A 16476-nucleotide genomic window follows, 5' to 3' on the forward strand; every position below is an offset into this window, starting at 1 on the left:
ATCATCTGAGTTGTTTAATTCTTAGATAACTATCAACTCTTTTGGAGCTAGGGTCAACAATTCACAACCGGTCTCTGTAATCAAGATATCATCCTCGATACGAACACCGTATTTGCCTTCTATATAGATACCTGGTTCATCGGTCAAGGCCATACCCGACTTAATAGTTTCTGTAGAAGTCTGGCTAAAGTAAGGTTCCTCATGAATATCCAGCCCAATACCGTGTCCGATACCGTGAGTAAAGTAGTCTCCATAACCTGCCTCAATGATAATATCACGAGGGATTTTGTCAAAGTCACGGAAACCTAAGCCAGCCTTAGCCTGGTCAATCAAGGCTTGGTTGGCTTTCAAAACCGTATTGTAAATCTCTGCCTGCTCGTCGCTAACATGTCCTAGATAGATAGTCCGTGTCATATCACTGACATAGTGGTCATAGAGGCAGCCGAAATCCATGGTAATAGCTTCTCCTAGCTCAACTGGTTTGTGCATTGGATGGGCATGGGGTTTAGAAGAATTGATACCGCTAGCTAGAATGGTGTCAAAAGACAAGCCAGATGCTCCCAACTCACGCATGCGGAAGTCAAGGAAGTTGGCAATCTCAATCTCAGTCTTTCCTGGCTTAATAAAGTCAAGTGCATCGCGGAAAGCTTGGTCTGAGATAGAACAAGCCTTGCGAATCGCTGCAATCTCCGCCTCATCCTTAATCATTCGAAGACCTTCAACAAATTGAGTTTGTGGAAGCAAGTCCAAACCTGCAAAAGCTGCCTGCATACGGTGATAATAAGAGACCGAAATCTCATCCTCAAAACCGATTTGAGACAAGCCCATGTCCTTAACAATGCCTGCAATGACAGCCAATTCATCACGATCAGCCACAATCTCAAACCCACTGGTTTCTTGCTTGGCTGCAATGATGTAGCGAGAATCCGTCACCAAGACCTGACGGTCACGGCTGATAAAGACTGTTCCATTTGAACCCCAAAAACCAGTCAAATAATAGATGTTTTTAAGGTTATTGATGATGATGCCATCTAGTTCTTTTTCTTGCATTTTAGCTAGAAATGCTTGTACGCGTTTATTCATGATGTAACTTTCCTTTCAAATACTGTCCTGTGTAGCTGGCTTCGTTGGCCGCTACTTCTTCTGGAGTTCCTGTTGCGATAATGGTTCCACCACCGACACCGCCCTCAGGTCCCAAGTCAATAATATGGTCTGCCGTCTTGATAACATCCAGATTGTGCTCAATAACGAGGACTGTATTGCCATCGTCAACAAAGCGAGCTAAAACCTTAAGCAAGCGAGCGATATCCTCTGTATGGAGTCCTGTCGTCGGTTCATCCAGAATATAGAATGACTTGCCTGTCGAGCGTTTGTGGAGTTCGCTAGCCAGCTTCATACGCTGGGCTTCTCCCCCAGAAAGAGTGGTAGCTGGTTGACCTAGCGTCACATAGCCCAGTCCCACATCCTTGATAGTCTGAAGTTTACGTTGAATTTTCGGAATATGTTGGAAGAATTCCACCGCATCGTTGACCGTCATGTCCAAGACCTGTGAAATATTTTTTTCCTTGTAGTGAACTTCTAGGGTTTCACTGTTGTAGCGGGTTCCGTGGCAGACCTCACAAGCCACATAAACATCTGGCAAGAAGTGCATCTCAATCTTGATGATCCCGTCACCTGAGCAGGCTTCACAGCGACCACCCTTGACATTGAAACTGAAACGCCCCTTCTTGTAGCCTCGAATCTTGGCTTCATTAGTCTGAGCAAAGAGGTCACGTATATCGTCAAAAACTCCCGTATAGGTAGCAGGGTTAGACCTTGGCGTTCGTCCTATAGGGCTCTGGTCAATGTCAATCAAACGATCAACATGCTCAATCCCTGTAATAGTCTTAAATTTACCAGGTTTGTCTGAATTACGGTTGAGCTTCTGGGCAATAGCTTTTTTGAGGATGCTGTTGATTAAGGTTGATTTCCCTGAGCCCGACACACCTGTCACTGCGATAAATTTTCCTAGTGGGAAGCGAGCAGTAACATTTTGCAGGTTGTTCTCTCGCGCTCCTGTCACTTCGATAAAACGACCATTTCCGACACGTCGCTCTTCTGGTACTGGAATCGCACGTTTGCCTGACAAATACTGGCCTGTGATAGACTTACTGTTACGAGCCACCTGTTTGGGCGTACCTGCAGCAACAATCTCCCCACCAAAAACACCTGCACCAGGACCAACGTCAATCAGATAATCAGCCTCACGCATGGTATCTTCATCGTGTTCTACCACGATGAGAGTATTGCCCAAGTCGCGCATCTTTTTGAGACTGGCGATCAAACGATCATTGTCCCTTTGGTGGAGCCCAATCGATGGCTCGTCTAAGATATAGAGGACGCCTGATAGGTTAGAACCAATCTGGGTTGCCAAACGAATACGCTGACTCTCTCCACCTGAAAGGGTTCCTGCCGAACGTGACAGAGTCAGATAGTTGAGGCCCACGTTATTAAGGAAGGTCAAGCGGTCCTTGATTTCCTTGAGAATGGGACGAGCAATGATGGCTTCATTTTCAGACAAGGTTAACTGACTCACCAAGTCCAAGTGGTCAGCGATAGATAGGTCTGAAATTTCTCCGATATGTGGTCCGTGCTCGCCACCCACACGAACAGACAAAGCCTGGTCATTGAGACGATAGCCGTGACAGGTTCCGCAGGTCAATTCATTCATATAGAGGCGCATTTGAGTGCGAGTGTAGTCACTATTAGTTTCATGGTAGCGACGTTTGATATTATTGACAACTCCCTCAAAAGGAATATCGATATCGCGCACACCACCAAATTCATTCTCATAGTGGAAATGGAATTCCTTGCCATCTGAGCCGTAGAGAATCAAGTTCTTATCTTCTTCTGACAAGTCCTCAAAAGGCGTGTCCATATCCACTCCAAAAGCTGTCATAGCCTGCTCTAGCATGTTTGGATAGTAGTTGGATGAGATAGGATTCCAAGGAGCCAAGGCTCCCTCGCGTAGCGTTTTGCTGGCATCTGGCACTATCAAATCAGTATCCACCTCCAGCTTGATGCCCAAGCCATCACACTCACTACAAGAACCAAAAGGAGCATTGAATGAGAAGAGACGTGGCTCTAGCTCTGGAACAGTAAAGCCACAAACTGGACAAGCATAATGCTCAGAGAAGAGCAACTCAGAGTCGTCCATAGTGTCGATAATGACATAACCTTCTGCAATACGAAGGGCAGCCTCAATGGAATCAAAGAGACGACTACGAATACCCTCCTTGATGACAATACGGTCAACTACGACATCAATATTGTGTTGCTTGCTCTTGGATAACTCTGGCACTTCGGTCACATCATAGACTTCCCCATCCACACGGACACGAACATACCCATCTTTCTGAACCTTCTCGATAACACTCTTATGTTGGCCTTTTTTCTTGCGGATGACAGGGGCCAAGATCTGCAAGCGCTGGCGTTCAGGCAATTCTAAAACCTTATCCACGATTTGCTCAACTGAAGAAGCCTTGATAGCTCCATGTCCGTTGATACAGTAAGGCGTCCCCACACGTGCGTAGAGGAGACGCAGATAGTCATTGATTTCAGTCGTGGTTCCCACCGTCGAGCGAGGATTTTTACTAGTCGTTTTCTGGTCGATGGAAATAGCTGGGCTGAGACCATCAATAGCATCTACATAAGGCTTCTCCATATTGCCCAAGAACTGGCGAGCATAGGCTGACAAACTCTCCACATAGCGACGTTGACCCTCCGCATAGAGGGTATCAAAGGCCAGACTGGATTTCCCTGAACCTGACAAGCCGGTCACAACAACCAGCTTATCTCGTGGAATCTCCACATCAATATTTTTTAAATTATGGGCACGCGCCCCATGAATGACAATTTTATCTTGCATTTTTGTTCTTTCTAGTCCATTATTGCTTACCATTATACCAAAAAAAGTGAGATTCTATTACCCAAAAGGCCGATTTTGTAGTATAATAGTACGGTGTGAAAAAATCTGAAAAATGAGAAAGGATAAGGGATATGAAACAAGTTTTTCTCTCTACAACAACTGAATTTAAAGAGATCGATACACTTGAACCGGGTACTTGGATCAATCTCGTCAATCCGACTCAAAATGAATCACTCGAAATCGCTAACGCCTTCGATATTGATATTGCCGACCTTCGAGCACCGCTCGATGCGGAAGAAATGTCTCGTATTACCATTGAAGACGAATACACCCTGATTATCGTTGACGTGCCGGTCACAGAAGAAAGAAATAACCGCACCTACTACGTAACCATCCCGCTTGGTATCATCATCACTGAGGAAACCATTATCACTACGTGTTTGGAACCATTACCAGTCCTCGATGTCTTTATCAACCGTCGATTGCGTAATTTCTACACCTTCATGCGTTCGCGTTTTATCTTCCAGATTCTCTATCGCAATGCTGAGCTTTATCTAACAGCCCTTCGTTCGATTGACCGTAAGAGTGAACAAATCGAAAGTCAACTGCATCAATCAACTCGTAATGAAGAATTGATTGAGCTCATGGAATTGGAAAAAACCATCGTCTATTTCAAAGCCTCACTTAAAACAAATGAGCGCGTGATTAAGAAATTGACCAGCTCAACCAGCAATATCAAGAAATACCTTGAGGACGAAGACCTGCTTGAAGATACCCTGATTGAAACCCAACAGGCCATCGAGATGGCAGACATTTATGGAAATGTCTTGCATTCTATGACAGAGACCTTCGCCTCTATCATTTCCAACAACCAGAACAACATCATGAAAACCTTGGCCCTTGTGACCATCGTCATGTCCATCCCAACCATGGTCTTTTCTGCCTACGGGATGAACTTTAAGGATAATGAAATCCCCCTAAACGGCGAACCGAATGCCTTCTGGTTAATCGTTTTTATCGCCTTTGCTATGAGTGTCTCGCTCACTCTCTATCTCATCCATAAAAAATGGTTCTAAGAGGAGTTCCTATGTCTCAGATTGATCTACAAAAATTAACTAAGAAAAACCAAGAATTTATCCACATCGCTACCCAACAATTCATCAAAGATGGAAAATCAGACGCTGAAATCAAGGCTATTTTTGAGGAAGTCATTCCCAAAATCCTTGAAGAGCAAGCCAAGGGTACGACTGCTCGTTCCCTCTATGGCGCACCGACCCATTGGGCTCATAGCTTCACTGTCAAGGAACAATACGAAAAAGAGCATCCAAAGGAAAATGATGATCCAAAACTCATGATTATGGACTCAGCTCTTTTCATCACTAGCCTCTTTGCCCTCGTCAGCGCCCTTACAACCTTCTTCTCAGCAGATCAAGCTATCGGTTACGGTTTGATTACCCTCCTATTAGTTGGACTTGTTGGTGGATTTGCCTTCTACTTGATGTACTACTTTGTTTACCAATACTATGGACCAGACATGGACCGCAGTCAACGTCCACCTTTCTGGAAATCTGTACTAGTTATCCTAGCTTCTATGTTCCTTTGGTTGCTTGTCTTCTTTGCAACAAGCTTCCTACCAGCTAGCCTTAACCCAGTCCTAGCTCCAGTGCCACTAGCTATTATCGGAGCAGCCCTCCTAGCCCTTCGCTTCTATCTCAAGAAACGCTTGAATATCCGCAGCGCAAGTGCAGGACCAACACGCTATTAAAACGAATGATAAAAGCAACTGCAGGTGCGGTTGCTTTTTCACTTACTTTTTTGATTTAAAAGCATTCTTCTGACATTCCACATAGCTCTATCTAATCTTTTGTGATAAAATAGGCTCAATCTATTTCTAGGAGGAAGAAATATGGTTTCTACTATTGGTGTTGTTAGTTTATCTAGTGGCATTATCGGAGAGGACTTTGTCAAACACGAAGTGGACTTGGGTGTCCAACGTCTCAAGAACCTGGGACTCAATCCTACCTTTTTGCCTCATTCGCTAAAAGGATTAGACTTTATCAAGGACCATCCTGAAGCTCGTGCAGAGGATTTGATTCATGCCTTTTCTGATGATAGCATCGACATGATCCTATGCGCCATCGGTGGAGACGATACCTATCGCTTACTACCTTATCTTTTTGAAAATGACCAACTACAAAAGGTTATCAAACAAAAAATTTTTCTTGGCTTCTCAGATACAACCATGAACCATCTCATGTTGCATAAACTAGGTGTTAAAACTTTTTATGGTCAATCCTTTTTAGCAGACATTTGTGAATTGGACAAAGAAATGCTAGCCTATAGCCTTCACTACTTTAAAGAATTGATTGAGACAGGAAGAATCTCAGAAATTCGCCCTAGCAATGTTTGGTATGAGGAACGAACTGATTTTAGTCCCAAAGCTCTGGGGACACCTCGTGTCAGTCATACAAATACTGGTTTTGAGTTGTTACAAGGAACTGCCCAGTTCGAGGGGAAAATCCTCGGTGGTTGCCTCGAATCCCTCTACGATATCTTTGACAACTCTCGATACGCAGACAGCACGGAGCTCTGCCAAGAATACAAACTTTTCCCTGACTTGTCAGACTGGGAAGGAAAGATCCTCTTGCTAGAGACAAGCGAAGAAAAGCCTGAGCCGGAAGACTTCAAAAAGATGTTACAAACTTTAAAGAACACTGGTATATTCAAGGTCATCAGCGGACTCTTGGTCGGGAAACCTATGGATGAAACTTTCTATGACGACTATAAAGAGGCACTATTGGATATCATTGACAGCAATATTCCAATTGTCTATAATCTGAATGTCGGCCACGCAACTCCGAGAGCAATTGTCCCCTTCGGAGTCCATGCCTATGTAGATGCACAGGAGCAAGTCATTCGCTTTGACTATAACAAAAAATAAATAGTGTCTCTATTTTTGTGCTTTTGTATTCGTTTTCGTTACAATTTGTATCTGAATTTATTGCATTTCGCTAATTTCTATGATATCCTTTTGAAGGAGGTGTATATGACAAAACAAAAAATTAATCGAATCGTAGGTTCTATTGGTGCCTTTATTGGAATCATAGTATTTATTGCCTACATACCTCAAATTATCGCTAATTTACAGGGAAATAAAGCTCAACCATTTCAACCTTTATCAGCTGCTATATCTTGCTTAATCTGGGTTATTTATGGATGGACAAAGGAACCTAAGAAGGATTGGATACTAATCATTCCAAATTCAGCTGGTGTTATTTTAGGTGGAATCACTTTTTTGACTTCACTCTAACAAATCTAATAGTATATATAAAAAGCTGGGAAAAATTTCTCAGCTTTTTTCTATATTCTCAGATATGCTAGTTACCTGTACATACTAACGACCGCTTTTCCACTCACAATCATTCTCATGGTCATCAACTAGCCCTGCAGCCTGTAGAAAAGACAAGACGGCGACTGGGCCTGTGAACTTGAAGCCTCGTTTTTTGAGATCTTTGGCTAACTTCTCAGACAGAGGTGTTTTAGCTGGGGCTTGGCGGTAATCGGGAACATCGTTAACGATCGTTTTCCCCTCAACAAAGGACCAAAGATAGGCATCAAAAGAGCCATATTCTTCCTGTAGTCGTAAAAATGCTTGGGCGTTAGCGCGTGTAGCAAAAATCTTGGCTCTATTTCGGATGATGGCTGGATTCTCCAGCAAGTTTTCCAATTCGGTATCAGTCATCTCTGCGACCGCTTGAATTTGATAGCCATGAAAGGCTTCTCGGAAAGCATGTCGTTTGTTGAGCACCGTTTCCCAAGACAGGCCTGCCTGATAGGTTTCCATACACAACAACTCAAACAATGCTTGGTCATCATGGAGGGGCTGACCCCATTCCTCATCATGATAGGCAATGTAGAGCGGATTGGTCATCTTGACCCACGAACAACGTTTTGTCATGCTCTGCTCCTATTTGACCAACATTTTAAGGGCGGACTTGATATAGTTCTCAGCTGTGTCTGTCGTTCCTTCAAAGAATTTCTTGATTTTCTTAAGTTCGGTTGCCTTGTAGCCCAGTGTCAACATGGCTTCCATGGCTTCTTCCAATTCTTGGTTTTCAGCGCTTGCTTGTACTGCCACCTTAGCAGGAAGGTCATCTCCAGCAACTACTACCTTGCCTTCCAAGTCCAGCACCATCTGCTGGGCTGTTTTCTTGCCAATTTTAGGGAACTTGGTCAAGTAGGTGATGTTCTTAGTTTCGATTGCTTGAACCAAGCCAGCATTGTCATCGGCAGCGATGATAGCCAGAGCTGATACAGGACCAATCCCAGAGACCGAAATCAGACTGAGAAAGAGCTTCTTCTCGTCTTCTGAGCGAAATCCATAAAGCAGATGAGCGTCCTCACGCACGACTTGATGCACATAAATCTGAGCCTCCTGATTAACCTGTCCTGAATAGGCATAAGGATTGGCCACATGCAAAATATAACCGATACCATTGACTTCAAGAACAATGTATTTAGCAGTGATTTTGGTAATGATTCCTTTTAAATATTCGTACATAGTTTTCCTTTTAGTTTAATATTTCCCCAACTCACGGAGACTGGTGTGATTTTCCTGAATACGTCGGAACATCTTTTCCATATCCGACTTGGTAAAATGCACCAAAACAGGGCGTCCGTGGGGACAGTTATAGGGATTGTCACATTGAGAGAGCTGATAGAGGAGCTGTCTAGCCGAATGGTCGTCAATACGATGGTTGGCCTTGATAGACCGCTTGCAGGACATCATAATAGCCAACTCTGCTCGATATTTCTTGATAGAAATTTCCTTGGTCAAAAGGAGCATGTCGCACATCTCATAGATGCCTGACTCGATTTCCTCCTCTGCCATCCAAATAGGATGTTCACGCAGGATAAATTGATTTTCTCCGTACTCTGCTAGAAAGACGCCCACTTCCTCCAAATGTGTCATTCTTTCCTTGAGACGAAGAGCATCATCCGCTGGAAATTCAAAGATATAGGGCACTAGGAGTTGCTGCTGGCTCTGGTCAACATTGCCAATACTTTCACGGTATTCCTCGTACTTGACCCGTTCCTGAGCCGCGTGCTGGTCTATGATATAGAGCCCATCTCGCCCTTGGGCAAAGAGATAAGTCCCGTGCATTTGCCCGAAAAATTCCAACTCTGGGAAGCTGGATGATTCTTCTCGCTCCAGCTTGTCATAAGCCTTATCCAGACTAGTTAAATCTAGCTCTGGGTGATCTAGCTGGTCGTAGTTAGCAGGCTTTCTCTCTGCAAAATGCAGTTTAGCTGGCTTGGTCAATTGGTCCAAGGTTTCCTTGGCAAACAAGGTCAAGTCTTGCCCTTCCTCAGTTAATTCTACCTGATAATCAGCCACCTCAGCTTGACTAGGTCTTGTCGACTCAGTTTTCTCATAGTAGAGCGTATTTTCTTTGAGTGGAAGAATGGTCTGCTCCATCTTTTGACGATTGCGCACGGTCGATTTAGCAAGATTTTCCAAGGCATCAGGTATCAAAGTTTGCTCCTTGAGACTGTTTGCAATAGCTTCTGAAACCAGAGTCATCAGTTCTTTTTCCTTAGAAATTCGCACCTCTTGCTTGGTTGGATGCACATTGACATCCGCTAGATAAGGATCGATATGGATATGAATGACAGCCAGTGGAAAGCGACCTACCATGAGCTTACTGCCATAACCATCAAGAATAGCACGATTGAGCAGGAAGTTCTTGATATAACGGCCATTGATGAAGAGGCTGATATAGTTGCGATTAGCCCGAGTTAACTCAGGCAAAGACACAAAACCTGAAATTTCGAAATCAAGGTCAGAATTCTCAATTTCAATCATCTTCTTGGCACTCGCCAAACCGTAAATCCCTGCGATTGCTTGGCGCAGTTGCCCAGTCCCAGCTGTCCGTGTCATTTCCTTGCCATCACTAATCAAGCTGAAAGAAATCTCAGGATGGGCCAAACCCAGACGGTTGACAATATCTATGATATGAGACAGCTCTGCTTGCTGGCTCTTCATATACTTGAGACGGGCAGGCGTGTTGAAAAAGAGGTCCTCCACACAAACCTTGGTCCCCACAGGACTGGTCGCTGGAATGACTTCTTCCACTTCTCCCCCACGCGCGACGAGCTTGGTTCCGTGACTTGCGCCCTCAACTGCTGTCAAAAAAGTTAAAACGCTGACGGATGCGATAGAAGGCAGAGCTTCACCACGAAAACCAAGCGTGCGAATTCGAAAGAGGTCTGCTTGATTTTTTATCTTACTGGTCGCATGACGGCGCAGGGCCAATTCCACCTCATCGTGGGCAATTCCATGGCCATTATCGGTGATTTGAATCTTCTTGAGACCAGCTTCCTCAATCTCAATGATAATCTGGCTAGAGCCAGCGTCAATGGCATTTTCTACCAACTCTTTAACCACACTGGCAGGACGTTCAATGACCTCTCCTGCCGCGATCTGGTTTGCCAGCACCTCTGGCAATTCAATAATATGAGACATCTTTCAGCCCCTTTCCATATCTATTTTCCTAGAAATTGATTAGTGCTATTATACCATATTTCAGATAGGACAGAAAAGCTCCACCACATAGAAGCCAAATCCCCCCACATAAACAAAGTCCCTTGCCAGGTGTCATAAAATAGTGTTTAATAAAGGTGTACAAGAAGTGATCACAATTTTGTATGAAAGACAAGGAGAGAAATTTATGAAAGTAGAACTACAGATTAGCGAGTCTTACGAGGAGGAAAAATTGATTGTCCAAGCACCTCATCCGACAGATAAAGTCCAAAAAGTCATCGAGTTCGCAGAAAATCTGGACCAAAGAGAAAAAATCAAAGGGAAGATCGATGATCAGGTCTATCTAGTTGAGATTGGCAAGATTCAGCGCTTCTATATCGAAAATCGGAAGGTTCTGGCAGAAACGGCAAGTCAGACCTACACCATTGATTTACGACTCTATCAAGTCCTTGAACTCCTGCCAACCAATTTTATCCAAATTTCCCAATCAGAAATCATCAATATCGACTCCATCTCTCATCTCAAGCTCACGCCCAACGGTCTGGTTGAAATTTTCTTGAAAAACGAAAGCTTCACCTACTCTTCACGCCGTTATCTAAAAACCATCAAGGAGAAATTAGAACTATGAAAAAACAAGTATTTCACGACGCAGGTGCTGGTGTCCTCATCGGCCTCATCCTCTCTATCATCTTTTCACTCATTTATGCGCCAAATACCTACGCACCACTAAGTTCCGACTCTCTCATCGGTCAAGTGATGACCCAACATCAGGTTCACGGTGCCCTGGTCTTGCTCTACTGTACACTGATCTGGGCAGCCATTGGTATTCTCTTCAACTTTGGCAAGCGATTATTCAGCCGTGACTGGAGCTTGCTCCGTGCCACTCTGACCCATTTCTTCCTTATGCTAGTAGGATTTATCCCATTAGCAACCCTAGCAGGTTGGTTCCCCTTCCACTGGATTTTCTATCTCCAACTCATTATCGAGTTTGCAATTGTCTACCTCATCATTTGGACTATTTCCTATAAAAGAGCATCAAAAAAAGTAGACCATATCAATCAACTCTTGGAGCATAGAAAGTAATAGCAATAATCCCACTCACAAATGCATGAGTGGGATTATTTTTATAGTTTTTGTTTTAACTCAACCAAAACATTCATGGCCTGCATAGGTGTCATATTGTAAATGTCCAATTTAGCTAATTCTTCTAGGATAGGATGCTCTTCTGCCGTATCAAAGAGAGAAATCTGTTCTGTGACAGCACTTGTTTGCCTCATGGGAGCAGGACTTTCTGTCCCTTGACTCTCCAGTTGGGTCAAAATCTTATCCGCCCTTGCTAACAGGTTTGCTGGCAAGCCAGCAATCTTGGCAACATGGATACCGTAGGATTTATCAGCTGGACCTGGTTCAATCTTGTGAAGGAAGGTGACCTGCCCATCCTGCTCCAAGGTTGCCACGTGGACATTGACCAAGTGTTGTAAACTAGACTCCAAACTAGTCAACTCATGGTAGTGGGTCGCAAAGAGGGTCTTGGCTCCAATATGCTCATGGATGTATTCGATGATAGACTGAGCAAGAGCCATCCCGTCATAAGTTGCAGTTCCTCGTCCCAATTCATCAAAAAGAATCAAGGAATTTTTGGTCGCATGCGAAATGGCATTATTGGCCTCCATCATCTCCACCATGAATGTTGACTGACCCGAAACCAAGTCATCTGCTGCTCCGATACGGGTAAAGATAGCATCAAAAATCGGTAAATAAGCATTCTCTGCTGGTACGTAAGAACCCATCTGAGCCATCACCGCTATCATGGCCAGCTGACGCATATAGGTCGACTTCCCACTCATGTTAGGCCCTGTAATCAACTGGATACTAGTATCCCCTCCCATTTGAATGGTATTTGGAATATAGGTCTGAGCTCCCATGACCTTTTCAACGACAGCATGGCGCCCTTTCTGGATATCAATCCGCGAATCATCTCCGAATTCAGGTCGAATCAAATGCTGGGTTTCAGCCACAACTGCTAGACTCTGTAAGACATCAACTGTCGCAATTCCTTGGGCTAGAGCTTGTAAACGTTGGATGTACTTGCTGACCTCTTCACGAATACGCATAAAAATTTCGTACTCTAGATTAGCTGACTTCTCACGCGCCTCCAACATATCTCCCTCGATACGGGCTAATTCTTCGGTTCCAAAGCGTTCTGAGTTTTTCAGCGTTGCCTTGCGGAAAAAATGGGCTGGCACATTTCCCAGTTGCGAATTGGTCACATGGAAATAGTAGCCGTCCTTTTTATTATAGACAATCTTAAGTGCGCTAATACCAGAGTTTTCTCGCTCCTTAGCCTCAATCTCAGCAATCCAGCTAGCCCCTTCTCTGAGAACGCGACGGTACTTGTCTAAAGTCTCATCAAATCCAGTCCGGATAATACCACCTTCTGTAATCACATGGGGAGCTTCAGGAGCAATCGCTGCGCTAATCAAACTCTCTAACTCAGGGATTCCATCCAGTTGTTCAATGAGATAGGCTAGAGCAGGTTGCTCCATCCCTTCTAAAATCGCACGAATCCGTGGTACGCTAGACAAGGTAGTCGCCAACTGCAAGAGATCCTTGGGATTGGTTTTGCCAAAAGAAACACGACTAGCCAAGCTTTCAATATCATAAACACCCTTGAGACTGTCCGTCAAATCACTGCGCTCAAAGAAATGGTCGAGGAAGACCTGCACCACTTCTTGGCGTTGGATGATTCGCTCCTTGTCAATCAAAGGACGATGAATCCAAGAACGTAACAGACGCATACCCATTGCCGTCTTAGTTTCATCTAAAAGCCAGAAAAGACTGCCTTGCTTCTTGCCCGAACGGGCATTCTCAACCAAATCCAGACTAGCCTTGGTCGCATAATCCATCTGCAAGAAATCTTTGATTTCATAGCGGATAACAGGCTTGAGGTGGTTCAATTCCCTCATCTGAGTCCGATGAACATACTGAAGCAGTTTACTAGACGCCGCTTGCTCCACCGCTGCCAATCGTGAATCCAGCAAATGAAGGTCCTCAAAGCCTTCTTTTTCATAAGAGAGCACCAGATTCATCTGGCGACTGAGGATTTGTTCTTCCTCCTCAGACAAGTCATAACCCAACACCACTTCTCGCGCCTTAAGGTTACGGATTTCCCCACAAACTAGCGTAAAATCCAAAAGACCTGTCACATAAAAATCACCCGTCACTAGGTCCATATAAGCGAGGCCAAATTGACTCCCATCACGGTCTATGGCAACCAAGAAATTATTCTGACTGTCCGGCTTACTACTGTCGACCACTGTCCCTGGCGTAATGACTTGAACAACCTCTCGTTTCACAACTCCAACAGCTTGTTTAGGATCTTCCATCTGCTCTGCGATAGCTACCTTATAGCCCTGCTCAATCAAGACATCGATATACTGTTGGGCAGAATGATAAGGAACACCCGCCATAGGAATCGGATTGTCGGCATTCTTGTTGCGACTCGTTAAGGAAATTTCCAGAATTTGCGCAACATTGACCGCATCCTCATAAAATAATTCATAAAAATCACCCATCCGAAAGAGCAAAAAAGCATCTGGATATTGCTTTTTAATATCCACATACTGTTGCATGCCGGGTGATAGCTTTTCTGTCGTCATTGTCCGTCTCTCCTTGTCAAAAATAAGTCTTGAGAGCAACTCCCAAGACCTTACTTATCTTTCATCAAATCTAGCAAACGATCTTCCATGAGTTTGGCAACGTGCTGGTCTCGACAAATGACCAATAAGGTATTGGCACCAGCAACTGTTCCTAAAATCCATTCATCCTTGTTTGCATCTACAATATTTGCTAAAACAGAGGCTTCGCCCAATTTGGTATGAAGTACCAAGGTAAACTCTGCTCTTGCAACACCTTCTAAATGATGAGACAAAAATTCCACCAAATCAATCTTTTCTGTCTCATTTGCTAGTACATAATACACCATATCATTTTTCTTGACCTTGGTCAAGCCGATTTCGCGCAAATCACGAGACAGGGTTGTCTGCGTCACAAAAACATTGTGCGCCTCCAACCGATCTTGAATTTCTTTTTGTGTACTTAATTTCTCCTCAGTAATCATTTTTTTTATTAACTGATGACGATCTCTTTTTCTCATAAAATCCTCTTATATGCATATTTATAACTAATTTTATAACTATATTATACCAAAAAAACAGGAGATTTCAAAAATTTTTTCTTCTTTCTTTAAAATTGTGATAAAATAGTAGAAAAGTCCAAAAAGGAGCTCTTAATGAATACAAAAGAATTGATTGCTAGCGAATTGGCTAGCGTCATTGATAGCCTGGACCAAGAGGCTATTTTAAATTTACTGGAAACCCCTAAAAACTCAGAAATGGGAGACATCGCTTTCCCTGCTTTTTCTCTTGCAAAAGTCGAACGTAAAGCACCTCAAATGATTGCGGCTGAACTGGCTGAAAAGATTAACAGCCAAGCCTTTGAAAAGGTTGTTGCAACAGGACCTTACGTTAACTTTTTCCTTGATAAATCTGCCATTTCTGCTCAAGTATTGCAAGCTGTTATCACTGAAAAAGAACACTATGCTGACCAACATATTGGTAAACAAGAAAATGTTGTTATCGATATGTCTAGTCCAAATATCGCTAAACCATTCTCTATTGGTCACCTGCGCTCAACTGTTATCGGAGATAGCTTATCACATATTTTCCAAAAAATCGGTTATCAAACAGTCAAGGTCAACCATTTGGGAGACTGGGGTAAACAGTTTGGAATGCTGATTGTTGCCTACAAAAAATGGGGTGACGAAGAAGCTGTAAAAGCTCATCCAATCGATGAACTCCTTAAACTCTATGTCCGCATCAACGCTGAAGCTGAAAATGACCCTAGCTTGGATGAAGAAGCACGCGAATGGTTCCGTAAACTTGAAAATGGAGACGAGGAAGCTCTCGCTCTTTGGCAATGGTTCCGCGATGAAAGTTTAGTGGAATTTAACCGCCTTTACAATGAACTGAAGGTTGAATTTGACAGCTACAATGGAGAAGCCTTCTACAACGATAAGATGGATGCAGTTGTAGAAATTCTTTCTGAAAAAGGCCTTCTTGTTGAGTCAGAAGGTGCCCAAGTTGTCAATCTTGAGAAATATGGAATTGAACATCCTGCCCTCATCAAGAAATCTGATGGAGCAACTCTCTATATCACACGTGACTTGGCTGCAGCCCTTTACCGTAAAAACGAATACCAATTTGCTAAATCTATCTATGTCGTTGGTCAAGAGCAATCTGCCCACTTTAAACAACTCAAAGCTGTTTTGCAAGAGATGGGCTACGATTGGAGTGAAGATATTACTCACGTTCCTTTTGGTTTGGTTACAAAAGAAGGGAAAAAACTCTCTACTCGTAAAGGGAATGTCATCTTACTAGAGCCTACTGTTGCAGAGGCTATTAGCCGTGCCAAGGCTCAAATCGAGGCTAAAAATCCTGAACTAGAAAACAAAGACCAGGTAGCGCATGCTGTTGGGGTTGGAGCCATTAAATTCTATGACCTTAAGACCGACCGTACAAATGGATACGACTTCGACCTAGAGGCTATGGTATCCTTCGAGGGTGAAACTGGACCTTACGTTCAATACGCCTACGCTCGTATCCAATCTATCTTACGCAAGGCGGATTTCAAACCAGAAACAGCTAGCAACTATAGCTTGAATGATGCTGAAAGTTGGGAAATCATCAAACTCATCCAAGACTTCCCACGTATTATCAACCGTGCGGCGGATAACTTTGAACCTTCTATCATTGCTAAATTTGCAATTAGCCTGGCTCAAGCCTTTAACAAATACTATGCACATACGCGCATCTTGGATGAAAGCCCAGAACGCGACAGCCGTCTAGCCCTTAGCTACGCAACCGCAGTCGTTCTCAAAGAAGCACTTCGCTTGCTTGGAGTAGAAGCACCTGAGAAGATGTGATTCAGTTCTAACAATTGGAACTAAAGTTCCTAATTGTTAGAC

Annotated in this window: 14 protein-coding genes; 7 read left to right on the forward strand and 7 right to left on the reverse strand. The window is 43.7% G+C overall.

All coding sequences use genetic code 11. From position 1 onward, the window contains the following. Positions 1–21: 21 nt before the first annotated feature. The gene (locus DXN33_RS05075) at positions 22–1083 is read right to left on the reverse strand and encodes a Xaa-Pro peptidase family protein (protein WP_023946816.1); all 1062 of its coding nucleotides are present in this window, start codon (positions 1081–1083) and stop codon (positions 22–24) included. Further along, complete coding sequence (gene uvrA, locus DXN33_RS05080) at positions 1076–3907, reverse strand: excinuclease ABC subunit UvrA (RefSeq protein WP_115904526.1); 2832 nt, start codon at positions 3905–3907, stop codon at positions 1076–1078. Before uvrA ends, DXN33_RS05075 begins: the two co-directional genes overlap by 8 nt. Positions 3908–4038: 131 nt before the next feature. Between uvrA and DXN33_RS05085 the strand changes: the two genes are divergently transcribed. The 4 genes from DXN33_RS05085 to DXN33_RS05100 all read left to right on the forward strand — a co-directional run bounded on the left by DXN33_RS05085 (position 4039) and on the right by DXN33_RS05100 (position 7217). Further along, positions 4039–4983, forward strand: a complete 945-nt coding sequence (locus tag DXN33_RS05085) for a magnesium transporter CorA family protein (RefSeq protein WP_000815623.1) — start codon at positions 4039–4041, stop codon at positions 4981–4983. Between the two features lie 11 nt (positions 4984–4994). Next, positions 4995–5672, forward strand: a complete 678-nt coding sequence (locus tag DXN33_RS05090; protein ID WP_115904527.1) for a DUF1129 domain-containing protein — start codon at positions 4995–4997, stop codon at positions 5670–5672. A 141-nt stretch (positions 5673–5813) separates the two neighbouring features. Continuing rightward, complete coding sequence (locus DXN33_RS05095) at positions 5814–6848, forward strand: S66 peptidase family protein (protein ID WP_115904528.1); 1035 nt, start codon at positions 5814–5816, stop codon at positions 6846–6848. Positions 6849–6953: 105 nt separating this feature from the next. Further along, positions 6954–7217: a SemiSWEET family transporter gene (locus DXN33_RS05100; RefSeq protein WP_000166114.1), complete on the forward strand. Its 264-nt coding sequence runs from the start codon at positions 6954–6956 to the stop codon at positions 7215–7217. A gap of 84 nt (positions 7218–7301) precedes the next feature. On the opposite strand, the gene DXN33_RS05105 is transcribed toward DXN33_RS05100, so the two are convergent. The 3 genes from DXN33_RS05105 to mutL are packed head-to-tail and all read right to left on the reverse strand — an operon-like array spanning position 7302 to position 10433. Then, positions 7302–7865: a DNA-3-methyladenine glycosylase I gene (locus DXN33_RS05105; protein ID WP_000166577.1), complete on the reverse strand. Its 564-nt coding sequence runs from the start codon at positions 7863–7865 to the stop codon at positions 7302–7304. Between the two features lie 9 nt (positions 7866–7874). After that, a complete protein-coding gene (gene ruvA, locus DXN33_RS05110) occupies positions 7875–8468 on the reverse strand; it encodes a Holliday junction branch migration protein RuvA (RefSeq protein WP_115904529.1) in 594 nt (197 codons plus the stop codon). Positions 8469–8483: 15 nt separating this feature from the next. Further along, entirely contained in the window at positions 8484–10433 is a 1950-nt protein-coding gene (gene mutL / locus DXN33_RS05115; protein WP_115904530.1) for a DNA mismatch repair endonuclease MutL, read from the reverse strand. 205 nt (positions 10434–10638) lie between these two features. Here mutL and DXN33_RS05125 point away from each other — a divergent pair, with 205 nt between their 5' ends. Both DXN33_RS05125 and DXN33_RS05130 read left to right on the forward strand, forming a co-directional pair. Then, the gene (locus DXN33_RS05125; RefSeq protein WP_115904532.1) at positions 10639–11079 is read left to right on the forward strand and encodes a LytTR family DNA-binding domain-containing protein; all 441 of its coding nucleotides are present in this window, start codon (positions 10639–10641) and stop codon (positions 11077–11079) included. Then, positions 11076–11534, forward strand: coding sequence for a DUF3021 domain-containing protein (locus tag DXN33_RS05130; RefSeq protein ID WP_115904533.1), 459 nt, complete (start codon positions 11076–11078; stop codon positions 11532–11534). The genes DXN33_RS05125 and DXN33_RS05130 overlap by 4 nt, the downstream gene beginning before the upstream one ends. A gap of 41 nt (positions 11535–11575) precedes the next feature. Here the strand turns inward: DXN33_RS05130 and mutS are convergent, their stop codons facing one another. Both mutS and argR read right to left on the reverse strand, forming a co-directional pair. Then, positions 11576–14110 carry a DNA mismatch repair protein MutS gene (gene mutS / locus DXN33_RS05135; RefSeq protein ID WP_115904534.1) on the reverse strand — a complete coding sequence of 845 codons (2535 nt, stop codon included), beginning with the start codon at positions 14108–14110 and terminating at the stop codon, positions 11576–11578. A gap of 50 nt (positions 14111–14160) precedes the next feature. Further along, entirely contained in the window at positions 14161–14607 is a 447-nt protein-coding gene (gene argR / locus DXN33_RS05140; protein ID WP_001231476.1) for an arginine repressor, read from the reverse strand. 135 nt (positions 14608–14742) lie between these two features. Between argR and argS the strand changes: the two genes are divergently transcribed. Further along, a complete protein-coding gene (gene argS / locus DXN33_RS05145) occupies positions 14743–16434 on the forward strand; it encodes an arginine--tRNA ligase (protein WP_115904535.1) in 1692 nt (563 codons plus the stop codon). Positions 16435–16476: the final 42 nt, after the last annotated feature.

It is taken from the genome of Streptococcus sp. NM (assembly GCF_003390135.1).
Classification (GTDB): domain Bacteria; phylum Bacillota; class Bacilli; order Lactobacillales; family Streptococcaceae; genus Streptococcus.